Source organism: Chachezhania sediminis (assembly GCF_009765275.1).
GTDB classification, from domain to species: Bacteria; Pseudomonadota; Alphaproteobacteria; order Rhodobacterales; family Rhodobacteraceae; genus Chachezhania; species Chachezhania sediminis.
The window spans coordinates 249741-272322 of the sequence record NZ_VOPH01000003.1 but is presented as its reverse complement, the minus strand read 5'-3'; the positions used below and the strand labels follow the sequence as shown (position 1 = coordinate 272322).

The following is a 22582-nucleotide window of genomic DNA, read 5'->3' as shown; positions in this document are numbered from 1 at the left end:
TCCGCCATTCCCGCTAAGCCAGCGCAGGATGCAGGCGCGGACCGCCTGTCACAGCGAAGGCAATGAAAGGAGACGCGGATGGCCGATCCGTTGCGTCTGGGTATCGCCGGTCTTGGAACCGTCGGAGCAGGAGTCGTTGGGATCGTCCAGCGCCATACCGAACTGCTGACTGCCCGTACTGGACGTACCGTGACCATCACCGCCGTCTCGGCCCGCAGCCGCGGCAAGGACCGTGGCGTGGACCTGTCCGCCTATGCTTGGGAAGACGATCCCGTGGCGCTGGCCATGCGGGACGACGTGGATGTCTTCGTCGAACTGATGGGCGGGGATTCCGGCCCAGCGCTGGATGCGACCAAGGCGGCCCTGGCCGCCGGCAAGGACGTGGTCACCGCCAACAAGGCGATGCTGGCCCATCACGGCCAGGACCTGGCCGAGATGGCCGAGGCCGCGGGCCGCACCATCCGCTTCGAGGCCGCCGTCGCCGGTGGCATTCCGGTGATCAAGGCGCTTACGGAATCGCTGGCCGCGAACGAGATCACGCGGGTGATGGGCGTCATGAACGGGACCTGCAACTACATCCTGACCCGGATGGAGAATGCGGGCCTGCCCTACGACGAGGTCTTCGCCGAGGCCGATGCCCTGGGCTACCTGGAGGCCGATCCGACGCTGGACGTGGGCGGGATCGATGCCGGCCACAAGCTGGCGCTGCTGGCGGCCATCGCCTTCGGCACCAAGCCCGATTTCGATGGCATGCGGATCGAGGGGATCGAGCGGATCTCCATCGACGATATCCGCCGGGCCGCCGACATGGGCTATCGCATCAAGCTTCTGGGTGTGGCGCAACGGACGAAAGACGGGATCGAGCAGCGGATGCAGCCCTGCCTGGTGCCCGCGATCTCTCCGCTGGGGCAGTTGGAAGGCGGCACCAACATGGTGGTGATCGAGGGCGACGCCGTCGAACAGATCGTTCTGCGCGGCCCCGGCGCCGGCATGGGCCCGACGGCCAGTGCGGTGATGGGCGATGTCTGCGACCTGGCGCGCGGCATTCGCATCCCGACTTTCGGGCAGCCCGCCGCCTTGCTGGAAGACGCGACGCCGTCGCGGTCGGCGCAGCCCGCGTCCTATTACCTGCGGCTGATGCTGGACGACCGGCCGGGCACCCTGGCGCAGGTGGCGACGATTCTGGGCCAAAACGGCCTGTCGATCCACCGCATGCGGCAATACGACCACAAGGAACAGGTCGCGCCGGTGCTTATCGTGACCCATGCCGCCACCCCGGATGCACTCGACGCGGCGATGCGTGCGCTGGAGACGACGGATGTCGTTCTGGTCCCGCCCGTCGCGCTTCGGATCGAGGCGGAGTAGACCCATCACAGCGAACCGCCGGACCCCACCGGCCCGGCGGCCATGAACCGCAGAGCATTTGACCGGAGAGTGACTTTATGACAGCCCAATCCAGCGATTTCGATGACGACATGCTTTCGCTCGCCATCGCCCGGGTCTCGGAGATGGCGGCGATCGCGTCGGCGTCGCTGATCGGCCGCGGCGATAACATGGCCGCCGACCAGGCCGCAGTGACCGCGATGCGGGAAGAGCTGAACAAGCTGGCCATCGCCGGTGTCGTCGTCATCGGCGAGGGCGAGCGCGACGAGGCGCCGATGCTGTATATCGGCGAAGAGGTCGGCACCGGCGAAGGCCCGGGCATCGACATTGCGCTGGACCCGCTGGAAGGCACAACGCTGACCGCGATGGACATGCCGAACGCGCTGACCGTGATTTCCATGGGCCCGCGGCATTCGATGCTGCATGCGCCCGACGTGTACATGGAAAAGCTGGCCATCGGGCCAGGCTATGCCGACGGCGTCGTGCAGCTGACCATGACCCCGGCCGAGCGGGTCGAGGCGCTGGCCGCCGCCAAGGGCGTGCCGATGTCGGACATCAAGGTCTGCATCCTGGAGCGTCCGCGGCATGAAGAGATGATCGCCGGAGTGCGGTCGACCGGTGCGGCCGTGCGGCTGATCATGGACGGCGACGTGGCTGGCGTCATGCACTGTGCCGAACCGGGCACCGGCATCGACATGTACATGGGGTCGGGCGGGGCACCGGAGGGCGTGCTGGCGGCTTCGGCGCTGAAATGCATGGGCGGGCAGATCTTCGGCAAGCTCCTGTTCCGGAACGATGACGAGAAGGGCCGCGCGGCCAAGGCCGGGATCACCGACCTGGACCGGATCTACGCGCGCGACGACATGGTCCGGGGCGACGTGCTGTTCGCGGCGTCGGGCGTGACCGGTGGCACGCTGCTGCCGGCGATCAAGACCGAAGGCGGCCGGATCATCACCGAGACGCTGGTCCTGCGGTCGAAAACCGGCGAGGTGCGCCGCATCCGCCGCGAGGCGCCGCTGGCCTGAACATTCCCGCCGCCACGGGCGCCGCTGGCGTGCGCCTCCGGCGGGAGATATTTGGAAAGAGAAGAAGGCCGGGAGTGATACCTTCCCGGCCTTCCGCATTCGGGGTGTTGGGCATGACCGATCTTGGGGCCTATCTTGGGGTCGAGAATTCGCTGACCGGGCGGCGCTGGGTGGGGCCGACGCTGGAAGCGGACCGGGCAGCCGAGGCGATGGTGCGGATGACCGGGCTGGACCGGGCGGTGTGCCAGGTGCTGGTCCGCCGCGGCGTGCCGGCCGAGCACGCGACGCAGTTCCTGGAACCGAAGCTGCGGGACCTGCTGCCGGATCCGCGGTCGCTGAAGGATATGGAGACGGCGGCGGCCCGGGTGCTTGCGGCTGTCGAGCGGCGGCAGCGGATTGCCGTCTTTGCGGACTACGACGTCGATGGCGGATCTTCGGCCGCGCTGCTGATCACCTGGCTGCGGGCGCTGGGGCGCGAGGCGACGCTGTATGTCCCGGACCGGATCGATGAAGGCTATGGCCCCAACGTGCCGGCCATGCAGGCACTGGCCAAGGCCCATGACCTGATCATCTGTGTCGATTGCGGAACGCTGTCGCACGAACCGCTGGCCGCGGCGGTCGGCGCAGATGTCGTCGTGCTGGACCACCACCTGGGGGGCGAGACACTGCCCCCGGCGCTGGCGGTCGTGAACCCGAACCGGCAGGACGAGGATGGCGAACTGGGGCATCTGTGTGCCGCGGGCGTCGTCTTTCTGATGCTGGTCGAGGCCGGCCGGCAGATGCGCGAGGCTGGGCATCGCGGACCCGACCTGATGGCGCTGCTGGACCTGGTGGCGCTGGCAACCGTCGCGGACGTAGCACCCCTGATCGGGGTGAACCGGGCGCTGGTCCGTCAAGGCCTGACCGTCATGGCGCGCCGGGAACGACCGGGGCTGGTGGCGCTGTCGGACGTGTCACGCATGGACATGGCGCCGACGCCCTATGCGCTGGGGTTCCTGCTGGGGCCGCGGGTCAATGCCGGTGGTCGGATCGGCCAGGCGGACCTGGGCGCGCGGCTGTTGTCGACGCTGGACCCGCGCGAGGCGCAGGCCTTGGCCGAGAAGCTGGACCAGCTGAACACCGACCGCCGCGCCATCGAGGCCGCGGTACGCGAGGCCGCGATGGCGCAGGCCGAGGCACGCGGGCTGGAGGCGCCGCTGGTCTGGGCCGCGGACGAAGGCTGGCACCCCGGGGTCGTCGGGATCGTGGCGGCCCGCCTGAAGGAGGCGACCAATCGCCCTGCCGTGGTGATCGGGCTGGAAGGCAACGAGGGCAAGGGGTCGGGCCGGTCGGTGGCGGGCGTGGACCTTGGCGCCTCGGTGCACCGGGTGGCGGCCGAGGGGCTGCTGATCCGGGGCGGCGGCCACCGGATGGCCGCGGGCCTGACCGTGGCCCGCGACAAGCTGGAGCCCGCCATGGAGCGGCTGTCGGAGCTTCTGGAGCGGCAGGGCGCCGGTGCGGCGGGACCAGCGGATCTGGTGCTGGACGGGACGCTGATGGCGTCCGCCGCGCAGGTGCCGCTGATCGAGAAGATCGAAGCCGCCGGACCCTTCGGCGCCGGGGCCCCTGCCCCGCGGTTCGCCCTGCCGGACATGGCCGTGACCTTTGCCCGGCAGGTTGGAGACGGGCACCTGAAGGCTACCTTTTCGGACAGCACCGGCAAGCGGCTGGACGCCATCGCCTTCGGCGCCTGGAACGGCCCGCTGGGGCAGCGGCTGTCGGTCCAGGGCAATGGTCGATTCCACGTCGCCGGGCGGCTGGAGATCAATCACTGGCAGGGGCGGCAAACCGTCCAGCTGCGCCTGGACGACGCCGCGCCGGCGGATTGAGCCCAGTGAAATCAGGGACTTCACAGAGATTTCAGAAAAGTACGAGTTATCCCCAATTTTCCTCTTGCCGAGGATCGAGGTATTCCATAGATAACCGCTCACGCCGCGTGGCCCGTTCGTCTATCGGTTAGGACGCCAGGTTTTCAACCTGGAAAGAGGGGTTCGATTCCCCTACGGGCTGCCACTTTTCTCTGGACAGATCAGTCGTTTGGAGCAGGCCGCCTGCGGTCCAAGGGCAGCGTTTAGCGCGATGCTTGCGGAGTGCACCCAGCGACGTCGACCCGCGGCGAGGCCGGCAACTGGACCACAGCAAGGCCGCACCACAGCCCCGGTGACCGGAGTTTTCGACACCCGCCGTCCATGGCCATGTTCCCTGAGAAAGGCTGCACATGGCTCTGTCCACCGCCCGTGCGCGGGTCCGGGCAGACCCGGGCGCTTCCCGGACCATCGAACCGCTACGTCCCGTTCACCCGGGTCCGTCCCAACCGCAGGGCCGGCCCCTCCGCCCTTCCCTTCCCAATCGCAGACCCGTCGTTTTCAGCCTTTGAGGTACGACGATCGGGCTGCCGGTATGATTGACGTACCTCAGACCCGCGACTACCCTTGAGAGTGAAGGAGAGCGCCGTTGAACAAGCCCACCGTCCACGACATCGCGAAAGAGGCGGGGGTCAGTCTGGCCACGGTCGACCGCGTCCTGAACGCGCGGCCGGGCGTTCGGGACAAGACGATTGCCAAGGTGCAGGCCGCCGTCGAAAGGCTGGGCTATGTCCGCGATACCTATGCCGCGAACCTTGCGCGGCAACGGCAATACCGTTTTGCCTTCCTGCTGCCGGAAGGACCCAGCCAGTTTTCGGACACCCTGAAATTGGCACTGCAGGAGGCCTATTCCTCGCACGTCGCCGACCGGACGCTGCTGAAGATCGTCCCCGTGGCGAGCCATGATCCCCATGCCATCGTCCGCACCCTTCAGGGCCTGAACGTGGCACAGCTGGACGGCGTGGCGCTGATGGTGCCGGAAACGCCTCAGGTACGCGATGCGGTGGCCCGGCTGAAGGCGGCCGGGCTGGCTGTGGTGGCGTTGGTCTCGGACCTTCCGAACTCGCAACGGGACCATTTCATTGGGATCAACAGCGTGGCCGCCGGCCGGACTGCGGGCCTGCTGATGGGCCGTTTCGTGAAAGGTTCGGGAGAGATCCTGGTCGTCACCAATTCCATGCGGTCCCGCGACAGCCTGGAACGACGGCTGGGATTCGACGCCGTTATTTCCAGCGATTTCAAGAACCTGACTGCCCTTCCGTCAATCGAATCCTATGACGACCCGGTCCGAATGGACCAGATCGTGGCCCAAGTGGTGGCAGCCCGCCCCCGGCTGGCGGGCGTGTATTCGATGGGGGGCGGCAATACCACCATGCTGAATGCGCTGCGCCGCAGTGGCCGGCTGGACGAGATTGCGGTGATCGCCCACGAACTGACGCCCTCCACAAGGCAGGCGCTGGAAGCGAACGAAGTCGCCGCCGTCATCACCCAGAATGTCGGCCACCTTGTCCGCAGCGCCCTGCGCGTCCTGCGGAACCTCTGCGACCAGGCCCCGATCTTCGAGTCGCAGGAGCGGATCAGGATCGAGATCGTGGTCCGCGAAAACCTGCCCTGACAGCCCCGATTCGCACCTGAAACCGTCTGCGCGACGCCCCTTGGTGTGAATGTTAGCGCAACCAAATGCTCTGGCCTTCCCCGACCGGTGCAACCGCAGGCGACATCCAAGCCCCTGAATCGCCGCAAGATAGCTGCCACCTCCCCTGCCCGACCACACCGCGGAACCGAACCCGCACAGCGCGGCGCTTGAAATGATGTACGTTCCTCATCTACGCTATCGTCAGCACCCCGATGCTCTGGCGGCGGTGTGGCGCGGGCCGACCGCGTCTTTCAGGAGGGAGGAGACAACCATGAAGACGCACCACCTATGGGCTGCGACGGCGCTGACGGCTGCCACCGGACTGGCGGCAACGGGCGCCCGCGCCGACGACCTGACACTGTGCTGGGCCGCCTGGGATCCGGCCAATGCGCTGATCGAACTGTCGAAGGATTTCGAACAGAAGACCGGCAATACCATGAGCTTCGAGTTCGTGCCCTGGCCCAACTTTGCCGATCGCATGCTGAACGAGCTGAATTCCGGCGGACAGCTGTGCGACCTGATGATCGGCGACAGCCAGTGGATCGGGCTGGGGGCCGAGGCCGGGCATTACATCAAGCTGAACGACTTCTTCGAGGCGAACGGCATCACGATGGACGATTTCATCCCGGCCACCGTGACGGGATATGCCGAATGGCCGAAGGGCACGCCGAACTACTGGGCCCTGCCCGCCTTTGGCGACGTGGTCGGCTGGACCTATCGCAAGGACTGGTTCGAACGGCCCGAACTGCAGGCCGAGTTCAAGGAAAAGTACGGCCGCGACCTGACCGCGCCGGAAACGCTGGACGAACTGATGGAGGTCGCCAAGTTCTTCCAGAACCGCGAGATCGACGGCAAGACCGTCTATGGGGCCGCGATCTATACCGAACGGGGGTCCGAAGGGATCACCATGGGCGTGACCAACGCGCTGTACAATTACGGGTTCGAATACAGCAACCCGGAAAAACCCTATGACCTTGAAGGCTTCGTCAATTCACCCGAGGCGGCGAAGGGGCTGGAGTTCTACAAGGAACTTTACGACTGCTGCACGCCGCCGGGATCGTCGGACTGGTACATGTCGGAAGACATCGACGCCTACAAGTCGGGCCAGGTGGCGCTTCAGATGAACTTTGCCTTCATCTGGCCGGGCGTGAATGCCGATCCGAACGTGGGCGGCGACAAATCCGGGTACTTTGCCAACCCCGCGGGCCCGAACGGTCACTTCGCGCAGCTGGGCGGCCAGGGCATTTCGGTCGTGTCCTACACCGACAGTCCCGAAGCGGCGCTGGACTACATCAAATGGTTCGCCCAACCCGAGATCCAGAAGAAATGGTGGGAACTGGGCGGCTATTCCGCGCTGAACGCGGTGGTCGAAGACCCCGGTTTCGCCACCAGTCAGCCCTACGCGCAGACCTTCCTGGATTCCATGGCCATCGTGAAGGACTTCTGGGCAGAGCCGTCCTATGCCTCGCTGCTGCTGGCGATGCAGGATCGCGTCCACAAATACGTGATCGCCGGTGAAGGCACCGCGCAGGGGGCGCTGGATGGCCTGGTCGAGGACTGGAACGAGGTCTTCGAGGACGAAGGCAAGATCTGACGCCGCCGCCCTGACGGGCGGGGCATAACGTGATGCGAGGCCGGCCCCGCCTGGCCTCGCAAGGTGGGAAGTATCCAGATCGGAAGGGAGGTCTCATGTCCGAGACCGTCATGGACCGCGTTGCCAAGGCCACGCCGACCAGAGTTGCACGTCGCATCAAGGGCCTGTCGGACCGGGCCATCGCCTGGATCTTCGTGGCACCGACGATCTTCCTGCTTCTGGCGGTGAACATCTTCCCGCTGATCTGGACGATCAGGCTGAGCTTCACGAACTTCAAGGCGAACCGGCCGAATCTGGACGTCAAATGGATCGGCCTTCGGAACTATGAACGCATCCTGACCGACAGCGACATCTGGATCACGATGCAGGCCACGGCCCATTTCGTGTTCTGGACCCTGTTCTTCGAAGTGCTGCTGGGCTTTGCCCTGGCCTGGCTGATCAACCGGAAATTTCGCGGCAATGACCTGTGGACCACGATCATCGTCCTGCCAATGATGCTGTCGCCCGCTGTGGTCGGCAACTTCTGGACCTTCCTCTATCAACCGCAGATCGGGCTGTTCAACTACGCCATCTCCTTCGTTACCGGCATCGACCCGACCAGCTTTTCCATGATCGGCGATGTGGCGCTGGCGCCCTGGTCCATCGTCATCGTGGATACCTGGATGTGGACGCCCTTCGTGATGCTGATCTGCCTGGCGGGCCTGCGATCCATTCCGGACACGATCTACGAGGCCGCCGAATGCGACCGCGCCTCGGCCTGGCGGCAGTTCTGGACGATCACCGTGCCGATGGTCCTGCCCTTCCTGATGCTGGCAGTCCTGTTCCGCGGCATCGAGAACTTCAAGATGTTCGACCTTGTCGTCCAGCTGACCGGCGGCGGCCCCGGGTCCACCACGGAACTGACGTCGATCAACCTGAAACGCGAAGCCTTCGAGAAATGGCGCACGGGCTACAGTTCCGCCTACGCGATCATCCTGTTTGTCACGGTCTTCGGGCTCGCCTCGATCTACGTGAAGGCGCTGAACAAGGTGAAAGAGAGATGAGCAGCTTTTCCGTCACCGAACCGTCCATTCAGCAGAAGTGGATCGCAGGGACCCTGGTCATCGGCTACGCGCTGATCACCCTGCTGCCGCTGGTCTGGATCCTGGCCACGGGGTTCAAGTCCTCGCCCGATTCCATCGCATATCCACCCAAGGTCACGTTCCAGCCGTCGCTGGAAGGTTATGTGAACCTCTTCACGACGCAGATGCGGCAGACGCCCCAGTACCTGGCCGAACATCCGCCCGGGACCTGGTACGAGGAGATCGTCCACAACAAAGGCATGGTCATCGCCGGCCCGTCGCGTTTCGGCGAGCGCTTCATGAACTCGGTCATCATCGGGTTCGGGTCGACCTTCCTGTCGGTCTTTCTGGGCACGCTCGCGGCCTATGCGTTCTCGCGCTACAGGATCCCGCTGAAGGACGACCTGCTATTCTTCATCCTGTCAACGCGGATGATGCCGCCCATCGCCGTCGCGATCCCGATCTTCCTGATGTTCCGGTCCCTTGGCCTGTCGGACACCCATCTGGGGATGATCCTGCTTTATACGGCCGTGAACCTGTCGCTGTCGGTCTGGCTCTTGAAAGGTTTCATCGACGAGATCCCCCGCGAATACGAGGAAGCGGCACTGATCGACGGCTACACGCGGTTCCAGGCCTTCTACAAGGTCGTTCTGCCGCAGGCCGCCACTGGCATAGCCTCGACCGCGATCTTCTGCCTGATCTTCAGCTGGAACGAATACGCCTTCGCGGTCCTGCTGACATCCGGCACCGCCCAGACCGCCCCTCCCTTCATCCCGACGATCATCGGCGTCGGCGGACAGGACTGGCCGGCGGTGGCCGCGGGCGCGACCCTGTTCCTTGTCCCGGTCATGGTCTTCACCATCCTGCTGCGCAAGCACCTGCTGCGGGGCATCACATTCGGAGCAGTCCGCAAATGAGCCGTTTTTTCTCCGGTCTCCTCCGCCTGCGCCGCGGCCCCTGGGAAATGGTCGCCTCCTTCCTGATCGCGCTGGGGGTCTTCATGCTGATGCAGCCCTGGATCTTCGTGGCCTTCACCTATTCCTTCATCGTCACGCTGGTGGGCACGGTCATGTTCATCGCGGTCAGCCATTTCCCCGAGGATCCGAGATGACCTTTCCCGAAACGCCCACAGCCATCGCCGCCGTCTTCGCCGCGATGCCTCTGGCCACGCAGGCCCGCGCCCGGGAACTGCGGGCACTGGTTCACGAAGTGGCAAAGGCCGAAGGTGTGACCAAACTTGAAGAGGGCCTGCGCTGGAGAGAACCCGCCTTCCTGCCCGGCCGGGCCGGCACCGCGGTGCGCATCGCCCCCGACGGGGCCAGGGACGGGCTGAAGATGCTGGTCCACTGTCAGACCTCGCTGATCGAGGACTGGCGCGCCCGCTTCGACGGACGACTGGATTTCGAAGGCAACCGCGCCGTGCTGATCCCGACTGATGCGCCGCTGGACCGCGACGCGCTGGCGGCCTGCATCGCCGATGCGCTGACCTATCGCAGGAAGAGGGATCCAAAGAATGGCTGAGATCGTGATCCGCAACCTTCGCAAGGATTTCGGCGACTTCACCGCCGTCCAATCCTCGTCCTTCAGGATCGACGACGGCGAATTCTTCATGCTGCTGGGCCCGTCAGGCTGCGGCAAGACCACGACGCTGCGCATGATCGCCGGGCTTGAACTGCCGACATCCGGGGAAATCTTCATCGATGGCGAGGAAGTCGGTCAGAAACGCGCCAGCCAGCGCGACATCGCCTTCGTCTTCCAGATGTTCGCGCTCTACCCGCACATGAACGTGCGCCGGAACATCTCGTACCCGCTGGTCAGCCAGGGGATGGACCGGGCCGAGGTCCGCGCCAAGGTGACCGAGGTGGCAAGGATCCTGGGGATTGAAAAGATCCTGGACCGCCCCGTCGGGGGCCTGTCGGGCGGGGACCGGCAGCGCGTGGCACTGGGGCGGGCCATCGTGCGGAACCCGAAATGCTTCCTGATGGACGAACCGCTGGGCGCGCTGGATGCCGAGTTCCGCGAGCACATGGCCGAGGAGCTGCGCGCACTCCACGACCGGATGGGCGCCACGACGGTCTATGTGACCCATGACCAGCTGGAGGCGATGCAGATGGGCGACAAGATCGTGGTCATGAACCACGGCGTGGTCGAACAATTCGGCACGCCGCAGGACGTCTATGACAAGCCCGCCACCATGTTCGTCGCGAACTTCATTGGCTCGCCCTCCATGAACTTCCTGAAGTTCCACGGCAGCCTGGAACCCGGCGCCACCACCGTGCAGCTGCACCACCAGACGCTGGGCATCCCCGCATCGCACGAGGCCTTTGACGGCGACATGGTCTATGGCGTCCGGCCGGAACATGTGCGGTTGTCGGACGACTCGGCCTACCGGGCCGAGATCGTGGCCACCGAATATCTGGGCACGACCCAGATCGTGACACTGAAGACCTTCAACGGAGAGGTGAAGGCCCGCATTTCCTCGGCCCTGCCCGCCCGGGTGGGCGCGACGGTGGGCCTGAACTTCGAAGGCGCGAAGGTGACACTTTTCGACCGCCAAACGGGCCGGGCGATCCGGTCCAACCTGAACGAAGGGATGCTGTCCCATGGCTGACGTGGCGCTTCACGACGTGACCAAGACCTATGGCAGCACGGTCGCGTTGGACAATGTGACGATGGCGGTCCCCGACGGGGCCTTCGTCGTCCTGCTGGGTCCCACGGGCGCGGGCAAGACCACCACCCTACGCCTGATATCGGGCCTTGAAGCGCCCGATGCGGGCGAGATCTACATCGACGGCCGGCCTGTGAAGGGCCTGACCCCCGCCCAGCGGGACGTGGCGATGGTGTTCCAGCAATATTCGCTCTACCCGCACATGACGGTGCGCGAAAACCTGGCCTTCCCGCTGAAGTCCCCGATCCTCAGGACGCCCGGGACCGAGGTGAAACGCAAGGTGCAGGATGTGGCCGAGGTCCTGCACATCGCCCACAAGCTGGACAACAAGGCCACGAACCTTTCGGGCGGAGAGATGCAGCGCGTCTCCATCGGCCGGGCGCTGGTCCGGGATCCGGCGATCTACCTGATGGACGAACCGCTCAGTTCGCTGGACGCGAAACTCCGCGCCGACCTACGGGTGGAGCTGAAGAGGATCCACGCGAACCTTGGCGCGACGCTGCTTTACGTGACCCATGACCAGGTCGAGGCGATGACCATGGCCACCCATGTCGGCGTGCTGGACGAAGGCCGGCTGGTCCAGTTCGGCACCCCGCGAGAGATCTACGAGGATCCGGTCAGCCTTTATGTTGCCGGCCGCCTTGGTCTGCCACGGATCAACGCCCTGCCCGCAGACCTGTTTGCCGGGGCGCCGTCCGGGGCACGGACCATCGGCCTGCGGCCCGAGCACATTGCGCAAGGGGAAGGAAAACGGTCCGACGTGATCCGCATCGAGCATCTGGGCGATCACACCCGCCTGCATCTGGTGCTGGACGGGCACCCGATCGTCACGCTGACGGACCCGGGGTCGGATCTGGAACCGGGCGATACGGTGGCGATCCAGCCCCGCAATGCGCTTTATTTCGACGCCGCCGGCGCGCGGATTGCCTGAGGAGACAAGCTCATGAAGCAGTTCATCAATTCCCGCGAGACGCTGGTGACCGAAGCCATCGACGGCACGCTGCGCACCGCCGGCGGACGGCTGGCGCGGCTCGATGGCTATCCGCATATCAAGGTCGTTGTCCGGACCGACTGGGACAGGTCGAAGGTCGCGCTGGTGTCCGGCGGCGGATCGGGCCACGAACCCAGCCATGCCGGGTTCGTCGGACAAGGCATGCTGACCGCGGCAGTGTGTGGAGAGGTCTTTGCCTCACCCTCCGTCGATGCCGTGCTTGCCGGAATCCTCGCCGTCACCGGAAAGGCCGGGTGTCTGCTGATCGTGAAGAACTATACCGGCGACCGGCTGAACTTCGGACTGGCGGCGGAACGGGCCCGGGCACAGGGGCTGAAAGTTGCCATGGTGATCGTCGACGACGACATCGCCCTGCCCGACCTGCCGCAAGCCCGCGGCGTGGCCGGCACGCTTTTCGTCCACAAGATCGCTGGCGCCATGGCCGAACAGGGCGCCGATCTGGATTCGGTCGCACAGGCGGCGGAACGGGTGATCTCCGGCGCCGTGTCCATCGGCATGTCGCTGGACACCTGCACCATACCGGGCTCTCCCAAGGAGGACCGGATCGCCGATGGCATGGCGGAACTGGGTCTTGGCATCCATGGCGAGCCGGGGATCGAACAGGTCCGCTTCACCAACGCAAAAGAGGCAATGGACATGGCCGTCGAACGGCTGGCCCCGACCATCGGGCCCGGCCCCCACGTGGCGCTTCTGAACAACCTTGGCGGAGCCACCCCGCTGGAAATGGCAGTGCTGGCGGACGAACTGACGCTTTCGCGCCTGGGCCCGCAGATCCGCTGGCTCGTGGGGCCGGCGCCGATGATGACATCTCTCGACATGCAGGGCTTTTCCGTGTCGCTCCTGCCCGTGACCAAGGCGGACGAGGCCGCGCTGATGGCGCCCGTCGCCCCTTGGGCATGGCCCGGCTGCCTGCCTGTGGGCGACGTCCCGGTCGTGGCCCTGCCAGACGGGCTGACCCCGATCCAGCCGATCCCGTCCAAGAACGATGCCACCCGCGCCTTCGTCGAACGCTGCTGCGCCATCCTGATCGGGGCCGAACCGGACCTGAACGCGCTGGACGCCAAATCGGGCGACGGCGACACCGGCAGCACGCTGGCAACGGCCGCACGCGCCCTGATCGGTGCGCTGGACCGCCTGCCGCTGGCGGACGAGACCCAGCTTTATCGTGCCATCGGGCTGGAGCTGAGCCAGACCATGGGCGGATCTTCCGGCGTGCTGCTGGCGATCTTCTTTGCGGCGGCCGGCGATGCCTCGGCCAGCGGAATGGATGCGATCGACGCGCTGAAGGCCGGGCTGGACCGGATCCGGCAGGTCGGCGGCGCCGAACCCGGGGACCGCACGATGATCGATGCGCTGCACCCGGCGCTGGACGCGTTGGGCCAAGGCCTGCCCGCGGCAGCCCGCGCCGCGCGGGACGGGGCGGATGCAACGGCCCGGATCACCCGTGCCCGCGCAGGCCGCGCCGCCTATCTGGCGGAAGCCAGCCTGGCCGGCCACAACGACCCCGGCGCCGAGGCCGTCGCGCGCCTGTTCGAACATCTGACCGGGGCCGGGACGACCCAGCGCCAGGACGCATAGGGGAGCCCTGGCCAGCGCTCGCCGGCGCACAAGGGCCAAAGGCAGCATTACATGTCGCGGGACCTGATCGGGATGGAACGTCGCCCGCCGGGTTCAGGCACATTCCGCGGCGCAGGCATTCGAAGATCGTCGTGCCCCCGTGAAGGCGGAGCCGGCCCTGAAGATCGCGTGACGGCCTGGCCTCTCGGGCCTGGTCATTGCCCGCCTGCCCGGGGCGGCTTTCATCGTGATTGGCAAAGACCTGCCAACCGAAAAGCGGGTTTTTCAGGAAAGTTAATTTTTCAGGAACCATTTCCGCCCCGCCGTGTTCTTCAGGTATCCAACAACGACGAAGGAGAACACCATGAAAACCCTGGCAATTCTGGCTGCAACTTCGTTTCTTGCAACCGCAGCTGCTGCTGAAGTCATCAAGGCCGAGGAACCCGTCGATCAGGCAACCCTGATCCAGGAAAACAACGAATTCATCGGCAACCCGGTCTATTCGTCGGACGGGCAAATGATCGGTGCAGTGACCGAATCCTATGTCACCGCCGATGGCGACCACAGCCTGGTCGTGACCTTCAACAATACCTTTTCCGAAGAAATGGGCGGAATGACCTTCGAACTGGACGACAAATGGACGTCGGGCGGTTCGCTGGAATTCGCTGAAACGGCCGAAGAACTCCGCGGCCTTCTGGCCTACAATCTGACCGCCCAGGAAAACGAAAGCGCGATGTAATTCGGATTTCGAATTTACGTATCTCGCGAAAGGGCCGGCAGAAATGCCGGCCCTAAACCACGTTGGGATGACGGCCTTGCCAGGAAGCGGCCGTCGTCCTTTACCCGCTGGGGCCCACCGTCAGCTGGCGCGTGGTCCAATCGGCAGGATCGTCCGCGCCTAGCCGCCCTGCATCGCCCGCGCCACGGTCCGGGCGACTGGATAGGCCACGACCATCCCGACCACCACCGCCCCGCCCAGCGTCCATGCCGTCGCCAGACCCGCGACCAGGACGGCCACGATGCCCATGCCCGCCAATGTCGCGCCGATGAAAAGATGAAGGATGAAGGTCAGCATCGCGTCCTGTCCGTCGTTGCCCGTCGATCCTAACCGTCAGGCCTGCAGCCCGTCTTGACCTGCATCAATGGCCCTGAACGGAAAAAGGGGCGCACGTCCCGCGTGCGCCCCCTGTTCTTGCCCCCCTGTTCGTGCGTCGTCCAGGGTCGGGGAGCGATCAGCCCTCGCCGCCCATGCCGGCGCCGATGGCCAGCATGATCCAGACCTTCATCCGCATGACCGCGGCCTTTTCCAGGCCCCAGGCCTGGATGATGTTGCCCAGGAACGTCCCCTGCAGCGACCCGCCGATCCGGGTCGTGTAGGCCTGCACAAGGCAACTGGCGCCATCCATCAGCAGGCTTTCCTGTTCGGGATAAACCAGTTCCATGAAGGCCAGCACATCGCCCGGCACCGGACGATCCGAGGGCTGCAGCAGCACCCCCGTCGGCGCCACCTGCCCGGTCGAGATCACGTTCTGGATCCGCTTGATCCGCACCGGAAGGACGGTCCCGTCCATGCTATTGTTGATGTTGTTCCGGCAGGCGACTTCCGCCGGCATACCAGGGTGGATCACCGTGGCATTCACCTGCGTGAACCCCGCCACGATTTCCGATGGATAGTCCGGCCCACGATCCGGCACGATCAGCATCGACGGCTTCAGCGGAATCTCTGCCGCGCGGTCGCCCACGTTCAAGGTGATCTGCTCGATTTGCCCGGATACCGAGGAGGTGACGCGGGTATAGGACAGCTCCAGGTTCGCCTTGTCGAGTTCCGCCTGCGCCGCCGCCAACTGGGCCGGCAACAGCTGGCTTGCCTTCAGCTGGGCGGTCTCGAGCTGCGACTTGGTACTGTCCAGCACGGCCTGCTGGGCATCCAAGTCGTCCTTCGCCCGGTCATAGGCGTTCTGGGCGAAGGCGGGTGAATCCTGCTGCCGCAGTCTGTCCTGCGTGGTGAAGGCGATGTTCGCGTTGTTATAGGCCGCCTGAGCGCTGGCGACCTGCGCCTTGGCATCGTCGACTTCCGAATCCGCCACGTTCAGCTGCGCCTGCACGCTGTCGACATTGGTTTTGGCAACCTTCACCGCCGCCTGCTCGCGCTGATCGTCCACGGTGAACAGAAGGTCGCCGGTGTTGACCCGCTGGTTCGGCTTGACTGCGATCATCGTCACCGTGCCGCCCCGTTCCGGCACGACCGGCACCACGCGGTAGGGAACCAGGCCCTTGTGGGTGTCAGGATGATAATATTCGATGGTGAAGATCAGCGCGATGAAGAGACAGATCCAGACAAAGACGGCCCGGTGCACGTTGTAAAGCGTCACGGGCTTCTTGCGGAACCGCAGGTAAATGATCCGGATGATCACCGGAAAGCTGGTCAGCATCAGTTCAAGCATCTGCCGACCCCTTGTTTTCTTCGATGATCACGTTCTCGGCCATGATGATCTCGTTATGACCGGCCTCCGTGCCCTCTTCGGGTTTGATCCACAGCACGATGTCGCGCGCCAGGGCGCCCAAAATCAGCGCCAGCGGAAGAAGGACGTTCACCCCTTCCAGCGGCGGCAGCAGGTCATAGGCCAGTCCCACCGTCAGCATGGTCGGGATGGTCGTCCGCAGCGGCGTGCTGGACCCGCGATGCTCCGCATAGCGATCGAAGAGTGCGTAAAGGTAGACCACCAGGAACAGAACGCCCAGAAGCACCACCAGCCCGATCCAGGCGAAGCGGTCGGATTCACCGGGAGCCGCCCAGGATCCCGCCGGCGGGTCCATCTGGACGGTGGCCGTCGTCGTGCCGGCGGTGGGGGTGGATGCGGTCACCGTCGTTGCCGGAGTGGCTGCCGTGCCTGCCGGGGCCGTCGTCGCGGCCGGCGCTGCTGTGGTCGTTGCGGGTGTCGCGGCCGGTGCCGGTGAAGGGGTCTGCGAAGGGGCCGTCTGCGCCGACGCGGGGGCCGTGGCCGACGCGGTCGTCGCAGCCCCCGAAGACGTCGCAGACTGTGCCGAGGTGTCACTCATACCAGGTCAAATCCCAATTGCGCCGGCCAGCCCCCGGGCGCAAGGCGCCCTGCCCGTCCGGACCGTTTCCCAGATCACCGCCAGCCGCCGGTTGCTGCTGTTGTTTACCAACCTTCGTTGCAAACACAAAGTGCGAAACAAAGGCTGCATTCGCGCGCGGTGTCGCGCACGGCCCCCGAAAGTCACTGGCGTTACAAAGGATTGCCCCATCGCGACCGCCCTGGGCACAGGGTTGCATCCCCCCCCCGCGCGGCGCGTTCCGACGGCAGTTGTCAACGCATCCCGCCTGTAGGAAGCTCTGCCCTGCGCCGGTCGCGGAGTTGCAAGGCACGGCGCACCGTGTGGGAGGTACCAGTATGAACCAGCAATTGCAGGCGATGGTGACGATCCTGTCGCTGATCAATCCCGTCGTCTGCGCGATGATCTTCACCGGCCTGATCCAGGGCAGGCCCCGGTCCGCCGCGATCCGCGATGCGACCGTTTCCATGGTCGTCGTCGCGCTGGTCCTGGCCATCGCCGCGTTCTTCGGCGCCCGCGTGCTGACGGCCTTCGGCATCTCGCTGGATGCCTTCTCGGTCGCGGGCGGGGCCGTGCTGGTCTATATCGGCGTCTCGATGATGACCGGCGGGCAGTCCTCGGGCGATGACAAGCCCCGGGACGAAAACGCCAACTCTCTGGGAAAGCTCATTCTTTTCGCCGCGAGCCCCGGCACGATCACCGGCGTCATCACCATCGCCACGGCCCATTCCCGCGACGGCGTCCCCGTCACCGCGCTGGTCGCCGTGGGGTCGATCTGCGTCCTGACCTGGGTCCTGCTGGTCGTCACCGCCTTCACCGGATCGGGCGAACAGAAGCCTTCGCTGCGGCGCGAGATGTCGAGCCGCTACATGGGACTGATCATCGTCGCGATGGGGATCCAGTTCGCCCTGACCGGGTTCAAGGCGTTCATGGCCGCCTGACCGGACCCGGGCCGCCGTACGGTCGTTTCACCCGAAATCTACCGTTTTGTACAAGCCTGCGGGGGCACATTCTCCGATTTGTACAAGGCCCCCGCCCATGACCCGCAAGGGACGCTATACCATATCCGAGGCCCGCGCCTGCCTGGGCCAGCTTTGCACCCGCGCGCAGGATCCCCGCGACACGATCGTGCTGACCCGCCACGGCAAGCCGCTCGCCGCCATCGTCTCGATGGAGGAGGTGAAGCGGATCTGGCAGCTGGCGGATTACGAGGAGACGGGGTTCTGGAACCCGCTGTCGGGCAACCGCGCCAAGCCGCCGGAACATCCGCGCGACCTGGTCTATGGGCTGAAGGGCCGCCTGGTCACCCAGCGCGAGGCGGCGCTGCAGATGCAGGAAATTCAGATGACCCGCGCCACCGAACGCCGGATCCTGAAGGCCGGAGGGCTGGACCCGGTAGAGGGCGGAGAGATCGCGGTGGGCTCGCCGAAGCGATGGGTGCAGTGGGTGGTGGATCGGTTTGGGTAAGGGGCCGCAGGTTGGAGAAAGAGATGCAAAACAGCAAGAGCGGTCAGAAAAATACCATGTCTTAATCTTTATCTGCGGAATCGACCTCCACCTCATACTGAAGCCCATCTCTCACAAGCTTCAACAAATCAACTGCTTCATCCGAATACATTTGCGCCTTGGACTTCTTGCTAATGCGAACAGTGCAGTGATACCTATTATCAGACGCCTTGATATCTATACCTGTCTCGTCATTGATCTGCTTGATCAGCAAATTGGCCCTGTGCCAATTTGAGTACCCCAACTGTTTCGCAACAGCCGTGAGATTATGGCAGTACTTCGCCGAAAATCCCGTTGCAGACTGGAGATCTGCTATTCCGAATAGCTTAGCGAACTCTTCTCCAGACTTTGTTTTTTCCGAAATCAGGTCAAAGTCTACCTCAAACAACTGCTTGGGAATATCTTTCCTAACCAGATGATAAGACCTTGCCAAAATCGCTCTGAGGACTTGCGGATTCACGTTTTGCAATGGAGCATTGTGCGAAAAAGCCTCGAAAGCCCAAGAAAAGTCATTGGTTTCGATGGATTGCAGACGCACGCTACGATCAGGTGAAACCTGTATCAACCTCTCAGCCGACGGGCTCCCAGCCTCAGGCCTAGAAATTATGAACATGTTCTTTACAAGAGAACCAGACAAATCGAATGCCTCAGCAAGATCAGAAAGGATGCCCTGAATGTTCGGATCCGAGATACTGTAGCCAACGAACAAAATCGGATGTTCAGCAAAGAAAGTCAACAACTTCGCCGATTGATACTTTCTGCGCTTGTTGAAATCAGTGTAGTCCTCGGCAGTCAAGACAATTGAGCTCGGCTTACCAATCGTGCCGTGTATCTTGTACACCTCCCCAATATTTGCAAACGGCGCCGTAATGAGCCCCCTACCAATTACCGGCTGATAGCCTTCGAGCAGATTCTCCAAAAGCTCATCATAGTTCGTAGTGACAACACAATGAGGCCTTATTGAGCTGAACGCAAGAGCCTCCCCATCGAACTCTTGCGCCACCTTTTCGCCAAAAGACTTAATCCGCCTGGCCAAGAACCATTTCAGATAGATCTCCCTTGGTACAGATGCCTCAAAGAATTGAGGAGGGAACTACCCCCTCCCTTCTCCCCAAGCCCAGTTTTGATAAGGATCCACGAGACGCGTAGCAACTTTGGGAAGATAACCATTCTCCTGCTGCAAAAAGAATTGAATTGGCTTATCGATCAACGGGCAAACCTCGATAGCCCACTCCAAAAGCTCAAACCAAGACGGAGCGCCAATCCAGCGGCGACTCAACCCTGATCCCGCAAATACAATTGGCTGCAGTGGATAGGCTTTTCGAACAGCCACTATCCGATTCTTCACTTCTTCTTTGTAAGCTTCCCCGCCCAAAAAATCCCCTCCCCCGAAGAACGCCCGAGAACATTGGTCACGAATTGCAGGGCGCATCAACGCCCGACCATCTTCTCAAAGAAAATCATTGCATAGCCGCCCAAGCCGGTTGGTCGGATCCATTTGCAGCAATTAGTGCACTCCACCTCACCCCTCCGGCAACGCAAAATTTGCATGTGCCGCGACAAACCACCCCTCTCCGATCCGCCGGAACACCGTCAGCCTCGGCGCGCGGTGCTCTAGAACCTTTCCGTCCACCGTCTCGGTCACCAGCAGGACATAGCTGATCACGCGGAGGTCGGGGGACGTGGTCTCGACGATCTCGACTGCCTCGGGGATTGACGTGATCTTCGGAAATTGGCCCGCGGCATAGGCCGTGGCGTCGTGGCGGGCGCCGTTACCGCGGACGATCTGGAATTCCGGGGCCAGGACCGCCGCAACAGCCGAGGCATCGCCAGTGGCCACCGTGTTCGCCCAGCCCGCAACCAGCGCGGCCGCGTCTCCGTCCGGGAGGCCGTCGGCCATGGCGGGGGATGACAGGGTCAGGGCGACAAGGGCAAGGGTGCGGGGGACATTCATCGGGCCTCCTCCTTTGGCCCAAGCGTAATTGGGGTCGGGGAATGAGGGTAGATGTTTTTCGCCTTCAGGGCGATCTGCGCTTTAGGAGGGCTGCGGCCGCCCGGGTGGGTGCGAAGCGCCCGCCATGGGGGCGGGCGGGCGCTGCCCGGCGTGAACGCCGGGCGGGACCCGGATTTTTGCGTGGGCGGCTCGCAGTCAAAGCCGAACGGCGGGGCCTACCCCGTCGCCGCCCTCAGCTGTCCATCTTCAGCGCGGAGATGAACGCTTCCTGCGGAATGTCGACCTTGCCGAACTGGCGCATCTTCTTCTTCCCGGCCTTCTGCTTTTCCAGCAGCTTCTTCTTCCGGGTCGCGTCGCCGCCATAGCACTTGGCCGTCACGTCCTTGCGCATGGCCGACAGGGTCTCGCGCGCGATGACCTTGCCGCCGATGGCCGCCTGGATCGGGATCTTGAACATGTGACGCGGGATCAGGTCCTTCAGCTTTTCGCACATCGCCCGGCCGCGCATTTCGGCACGGTCGCGGTGGACCATCATCGACAGCGCATCGACGGGTTCGTCGTTCACCAGGATCTGCATCTTGACCAGCTGGTCCTCGCGGTAGCCGATCAGCTGGTAGTCGAACGAGGCATAGCCCTTGGTCACCGATTTCAGCCTGTCGTAGAAGTCGAACACGACCTCGTTCAGCGGCAGGTCATAGACAACCAGCGGACGGGTGCCGGCATAGGTCAGCTCCATCTGGATGCCGCGGCGGTCCTGGCACAGCTTCAGCACGTCGCCCAGATATTCGTCGGGCACCATGATCGTGGCCTTGATCCGGGGTTCCTCGACGTGGTCGACATAGGTCAGGTCGGGCATGTCGGCGGGGTTGTGCAGTTCCTGCATCGTCCCGTCCTTCATGAAGATATGATAGACCACCGACGGCGCCGTGGTGATCAGGTCGATATCGTATTCCCGCTCCAACCGGTCGCGGATGACCTCCAGGTGCAGCAGGCCCAGGAAGCCGCAGCGGAAGCCGAAACCCAGTGCGGCCGAGGTCTCCATCTCGAAACTGAACGAGGCGTCGTTCAGGGCCAGCTTCTCGATCGCGTCGCGCAGGTCCTCGAATTCGGCACTGTCGACGGGGAAGAGACCGCAGAAGACGACCGGAATCGACGGCTGGAAGCCGGGTAGCGGCTTGTCGGCGCCCTTCTTCTCGTGCGTGATCGTGTCGCCGACCTTGGTGTCGCGGACCTGCTTGATGGACGCGGTGATGAACCCGATCTCGCCCGGGCCCAGTTCGGCCACGTCCTGCATGGCGGGACGGAAGACGCCGATCTTGTCGATCTGGTGGATGGTGCCGTTCCGCATGAACTTGACGCGGTCGTTCTTCTTCATCACGCCGTCCATGATCCGGACCAGCACGACCACGCCCAGGTAGGGATCGTACCACGAGTCGACCAGCATCGCCTTCAGGGGCGCGTCCCGGTCGCCCACAGGTGCAGGCAGACGGTGAACGATGGCTTCCAGCGTCTCGTGGATGCCAATGCCGGACTTGGCGGACACCAGCAGCGCGTCCGAGGCATCGATGCCGATCACGTCCTCGATCTGTTCGCGGACGCGGTCGGGTTCCGACGCGGGCAGGTCGATCTTGTTCAGGACCGGGATGATGTCGTGATCCGCGTCGATGGCCTGATACACGTTGGCCAGGGTCTGCGCCTCGACCCCCTGGGTCGAATCGACCACCAGCAGCGATCCTTCGACCGCGTGCATCGACCGGGACACTTCGTAGGCAAAGTCGACGTGGCCGGGCGTGTCGATCAGGTTCAGCACATAAAGCTCGCCATTGTCGGCGATGTACTCGATCCGGACGGTGTTCGCCTTGATGGTGATGCCGCGCTCGCGCTCGATATCCATAGCGTCGAGCAGCTGCTCCTTCATCTCGCGTTCGGAGACCGTGTTCGTGGACTGGATCAGCCGGTCGGCCAGGGTGGATTTCCCGTGGTCGATATGGGCAACGATCGAAAAGTTACGGATATGGCTGAGCTCTGTCATGATCGCTGCATATGATCGGGAACCGGTGGCCGGTCAAGCGGGTCCGATATGGGATTGCCGCCTTCCGGATCCAAGATTGATCCGAAGCACCATTCCGCAGTAAACAAAGGCGGCCGTGACGGAATCCAGACTCAAGGAAGACTCGTCGCGCCGCTGAAGAAAGGTCCGGGCC

At 64.1% G+C, this 22582-nt stretch carries 21 protein-coding genes and 1 tRNA gene; 16 read left to right on the top strand and 6 right to left on the bottom strand.

Annotation, left to right across the window (positions count from 1 at the left end; translation table 11 throughout):
- Nucleotides 1-78 precede the first annotated feature (78 nt).
- The 14 genes from FQK05_RS10755 (at nt 79) to FQK05_RS10690 (ending at nt 14579) form a co-directional block, all read left to right on the top strand.
- On the top strand, nt 79-1365 hold the full coding sequence (locus FQK05_RS10755; protein ID WP_158966579.1) for a homoserine dehydrogenase: 1287 nt from the start codon (nt 79-81) through the stop codon (nt 1363-1365).
- A 77-nt stretch (nt 1366-1442) separates the two neighbouring features.
- Nucleotides 1443-2408, top strand: a complete 966-nt coding sequence (gene glpX / locus FQK05_RS10750) for a class II fructose-bisphosphatase (RefSeq protein ID WP_158966577.1) — start codon at nt 1443-1445, stop codon at nt 2406-2408.
- A gap of 113 nt (nt 2409-2521) precedes the next feature.
- Nucleotides 2522-4276 carry a single-stranded-DNA-specific exonuclease RecJ gene (gene recJ, locus FQK05_RS10745; protein ID WP_158966575.1) on the top strand — a complete coding sequence of 585 codons (1755 nt, stop codon included), beginning with the start codon at nt 2522-2524 and terminating at the stop codon, nt 4274-4276.
- 109 nt (nt 4277-4385) lie between these two features.
- A tRNA-Glu gene (locus tag FQK05_RS10740) sits at nt 4386-4460 on the top strand.
- Between the two features lie 441 nt (nt 4461-4901).
- Nucleotides 4902-5927, top strand: coding sequence for a LacI family DNA-binding transcriptional regulator (locus FQK05_RS10735; protein ID WP_158966573.1), 1026 nt, complete (start codon nt 4902-4904; stop codon nt 5925-5927).
- A 292-nt stretch (nt 5928-6219) separates the two neighbouring features.
- The gene (locus FQK05_RS10730) at nt 6220-7542 is read left to right on the top strand and encodes an ABC transporter substrate-binding protein (protein ID WP_158966571.1); all 1323 of its coding nucleotides are present in this window, start codon (nt 6220-6222) and stop codon (nt 7540-7542) included.
- A gap of 95 nt (nt 7543-7637) precedes the next feature.
- A complete protein-coding gene (locus tag FQK05_RS10725; RefSeq protein ID WP_158966569.1) occupies nt 7638-8585 on the top strand; it encodes a carbohydrate ABC transporter permease in 948 nt (315 codons plus the stop codon).
- A complete protein-coding gene (locus tag FQK05_RS10720) occupies nt 8582-9520 on the top strand; it encodes a carbohydrate ABC transporter permease (protein WP_158966567.1) in 939 nt (312 codons plus the stop codon). Before FQK05_RS10725 ends, FQK05_RS10720 begins: the two co-directional genes overlap by 4 nt.
- Nucleotides 9517-9714, top strand: a complete 198-nt coding sequence (locus tag FQK05_RS10715; protein WP_158966565.1) for a hypothetical protein — start codon at nt 9517-9519, stop codon at nt 9712-9714. The genes FQK05_RS10720 and FQK05_RS10715 overlap by 4 nt, the downstream gene beginning before the upstream one ends.
- The gene (locus FQK05_RS10710) at nt 9711-10124 is read left to right on the top strand and encodes a DUF1801 domain-containing protein (RefSeq protein ID WP_158966563.1); all 414 of its coding nucleotides are present in this window, start codon (nt 9711-9713) and stop codon (nt 10122-10124) included. Before FQK05_RS10715 ends, FQK05_RS10710 begins: the two co-directional genes overlap by 4 nt.
- Nucleotides 10117-11214 carry an ABC transporter ATP-binding protein gene (locus FQK05_RS10705; RefSeq protein ID WP_158966561.1) on the top strand — a complete coding sequence of 366 codons (1098 nt, stop codon included), beginning with the start codon at nt 10117-10119 and terminating at the stop codon, nt 11212-11214. The genes FQK05_RS10710 and FQK05_RS10705 overlap by 8 nt, the downstream gene beginning before the upstream one ends.
- The gene (locus tag FQK05_RS10700; RefSeq protein ID WP_158966559.1) at nt 11207-12202 is read left to right on the top strand and encodes an ABC transporter ATP-binding protein; all 996 of its coding nucleotides are present in this window, start codon (nt 11207-11209) and stop codon (nt 12200-12202) included. The genes FQK05_RS10705 and FQK05_RS10700 overlap by 8 nt, the downstream gene beginning before the upstream one ends.
- Before the next feature lie 12 nt (nt 12203-12214).
- Nucleotides 12215-13861, top strand: coding sequence for a dihydroxyacetone kinase subunit DhaK (locus FQK05_RS10695; protein WP_158966557.1), 1647 nt, complete (start codon nt 12215-12217; stop codon nt 13859-13861).
- Nucleotides 13862-14204: 343 nt separating this feature from the next.
- Nucleotides 14205-14579, top strand: a complete 375-nt coding sequence (locus FQK05_RS10690) for a PRC-barrel domain-containing protein (protein ID WP_158966555.1) — start codon at nt 14205-14207, stop codon at nt 14577-14579.
- 159 nt (nt 14580-14738) lie between these two features.
- On the opposite strand, the gene FQK05_RS10685 is transcribed toward FQK05_RS10690, so the two are convergent.
- From FQK05_RS10685 to FQK05_RS10675, 3 genes are all read right to left on the bottom strand, one after another.
- Entirely contained in the window at nt 14739-14915 is a 177-nt protein-coding gene (locus FQK05_RS10685) for a hypothetical protein (protein WP_158966553.1), read from the bottom strand.
- 157 nt (nt 14916-15072) lie between these two features.
- Complete coding sequence (locus FQK05_RS10680; protein WP_158966551.1) at nt 15073-16284, bottom strand: HlyD family secretion protein; 1212 nt, start codon at nt 16282-16284, stop codon at nt 15073-15075.
- Nucleotides 16277-16705 carry a hypothetical protein gene (locus FQK05_RS10675; protein WP_158966549.1) on the bottom strand — a complete coding sequence of 143 codons (429 nt, stop codon included), beginning with the start codon at nt 16703-16705 and terminating at the stop codon, nt 16277-16279. The genes FQK05_RS10680 and FQK05_RS10675 overlap by 8 nt, the downstream gene beginning before the upstream one ends.
- A gap of 551 nt (nt 16706-17256) precedes the next feature.
- Between FQK05_RS10675 and FQK05_RS10670 the strand changes: the two genes are divergently transcribed.
- Together FQK05_RS10670 and FQK05_RS10665 are read left to right on the top strand one after the other, a co-directional pair.
- On the top strand, nt 17257-17859 hold the full coding sequence (locus FQK05_RS10670; RefSeq protein ID WP_158966547.1) for a MarC family protein: 603 nt from the start codon (nt 17257-17259) through the stop codon (nt 17857-17859).
- A gap of 97 nt (nt 17860-17956) precedes the next feature.
- Nucleotides 17957-18385 (top strand): type II toxin-antitoxin system Phd/YefM family antitoxin, encoded by a 429-nt coding sequence (locus tag FQK05_RS10665; RefSeq protein WP_158966545.1) that lies wholly within the window; start codon nt 17957-17959, stop codon nt 18383-18385.
- A 61-nt stretch (nt 18386-18446) separates the two neighbouring features.
- Here the strand turns inward: FQK05_RS10665 and FQK05_RS10660 are convergent, their stop codons facing one another.
- The 3 genes from FQK05_RS10660 to lepA form a co-directional block, all read right to left on the bottom strand.
- Nucleotides 18447-19460: an SIR2 family NAD-dependent protein deacylase gene (locus FQK05_RS10660; RefSeq protein WP_158966543.1), complete on the bottom strand. Its 1014-nt coding sequence runs from the start codon at nt 19458-19460 to the stop codon at nt 18447-18449.
- 486 nt (nt 19461-19946) lie between these two features.
- The gene (locus FQK05_RS10655) at nt 19947-20378 is read right to left on the bottom strand and encodes a nuclear transport factor 2 family protein (RefSeq protein WP_158966541.1); all 432 of its coding nucleotides are present in this window, start codon (nt 20376-20378) and stop codon (nt 19947-19949) included.
- 232 nt (nt 20379-20610) lie between these two features.
- Nucleotides 20611-22410 carry a translation elongation factor 4 gene (gene lepA / locus FQK05_RS10650; RefSeq protein ID WP_158966540.1) on the bottom strand — a complete coding sequence of 600 codons (1800 nt, stop codon included), beginning with the start codon at nt 22408-22410 and terminating at the stop codon, nt 20611-20613.
- Nucleotides 22411-22582: the final 172 nt, after the last annotated feature.

Excerpts from the sequence above, each read along its gene's own strand:
- FQK05_RS10755 (WP_158966579.1), top strand. The coding sequence starts at position 79 with ATGGCCGATCCGTTGCGTCTGGGTATCGCCGGTCTTGGAACCGTCGGA.
- glpX (WP_158966577.1), top strand. The coding sequence starts at position 1,443 with ATGACAGCCCAATCCAGCGATTTCGATGACGACATGCTTTCGCTCGCC.
- recJ (WP_158966575.1), top strand. The coding sequence starts at position 2,522 with ATGACCGATCTTGGGGCCTATCTTGGGGTCGAGAATTCGCTGACCGGG.
- FQK05_RS10730 (WP_158966571.1), top strand. The coding sequence starts at position 6,220 with ATGAAGACGCACCACCTATGGGCTGCGACGGCGCTGACGGCTGCCACC.
- FQK05_RS10725 (WP_158966569.1), top strand. The coding sequence starts at position 7,638 with ATGTCCGAGACCGTCATGGACCGCGTTGCCAAGGCCACGCCGACCAGA.
- FQK05_RS10720 (WP_158966567.1), top strand. The coding sequence starts at position 8,582 with ATGAGCAGCTTTTCCGTCACCGAACCGTCCATTCAGCAGAAGTGGATC.
- FQK05_RS10715 (WP_158966565.1), top strand. The coding sequence starts at position 9,517 with ATGAGCCGTTTTTTCTCCGGTCTCCTCCGCCTGCGCCGCGGCCCCTGG.
- FQK05_RS10710 (WP_158966563.1), top strand. The coding sequence starts at position 9,711 with ATGACCTTTCCCGAAACGCCCACAGCCATCGCCGCCGTCTTCGCCGCG.
- FQK05_RS10705 (WP_158966561.1), top strand. The coding sequence starts at position 10,117 with ATGGCTGAGATCGTGATCCGCAACCTTCGCAAGGATTTCGGCGACTTC.
- FQK05_RS10700 (WP_158966559.1), top strand. The coding sequence starts at position 11,207 with ATGGCTGACGTGGCGCTTCACGACGTGACCAAGACCTATGGCAGCACG.
- FQK05_RS10695 (WP_158966557.1), top strand. The coding sequence starts at position 12,215 with ATGAAGCAGTTCATCAATTCCCGCGAGACGCTGGTGACCGAAGCCATC.
- FQK05_RS10690 (WP_158966555.1), top strand. The coding sequence starts at position 14,205 with ATGAAAACCCTGGCAATTCTGGCTGCAACTTCGTTTCTTGCAACCGCA.
- FQK05_RS10685 (WP_158966553.1), bottom strand. The coding sequence starts at position 14,915 with ATGCTGACCTTCATCCTTCATCTTTTCATCGGCGCGACATTGGCGGGC.
- FQK05_RS10680 (WP_158966551.1), bottom strand. The coding sequence starts at position 16,284 with ATGCTTGAACTGATGCTGACCAGCTTTCCGGTGATCATCCGGATCATT.
- FQK05_RS10670 (WP_158966547.1), top strand. The coding sequence starts at position 17,257 with ATGAACCAGCAATTGCAGGCGATGGTGACGATCCTGTCGCTGATCAAT.
- FQK05_RS10665 (WP_158966545.1), top strand. The coding sequence starts at position 17,957 with ATGACCCGCAAGGGACGCTATACCATATCCGAGGCCCGCGCCTGCCTG.
- FQK05_RS10655 (WP_158966541.1), bottom strand. The coding sequence starts at position 20,378 with ATGAATGTCCCCCGCACCCTTGCCCTTGTCGCCCTGACCCTGTCATCC.
- lepA (WP_158966540.1), bottom strand. The coding sequence starts at position 22,410 with ATGACAGAGCTCAGCCATATCCGTAACTTTTCGATCGTTGCCCATATC.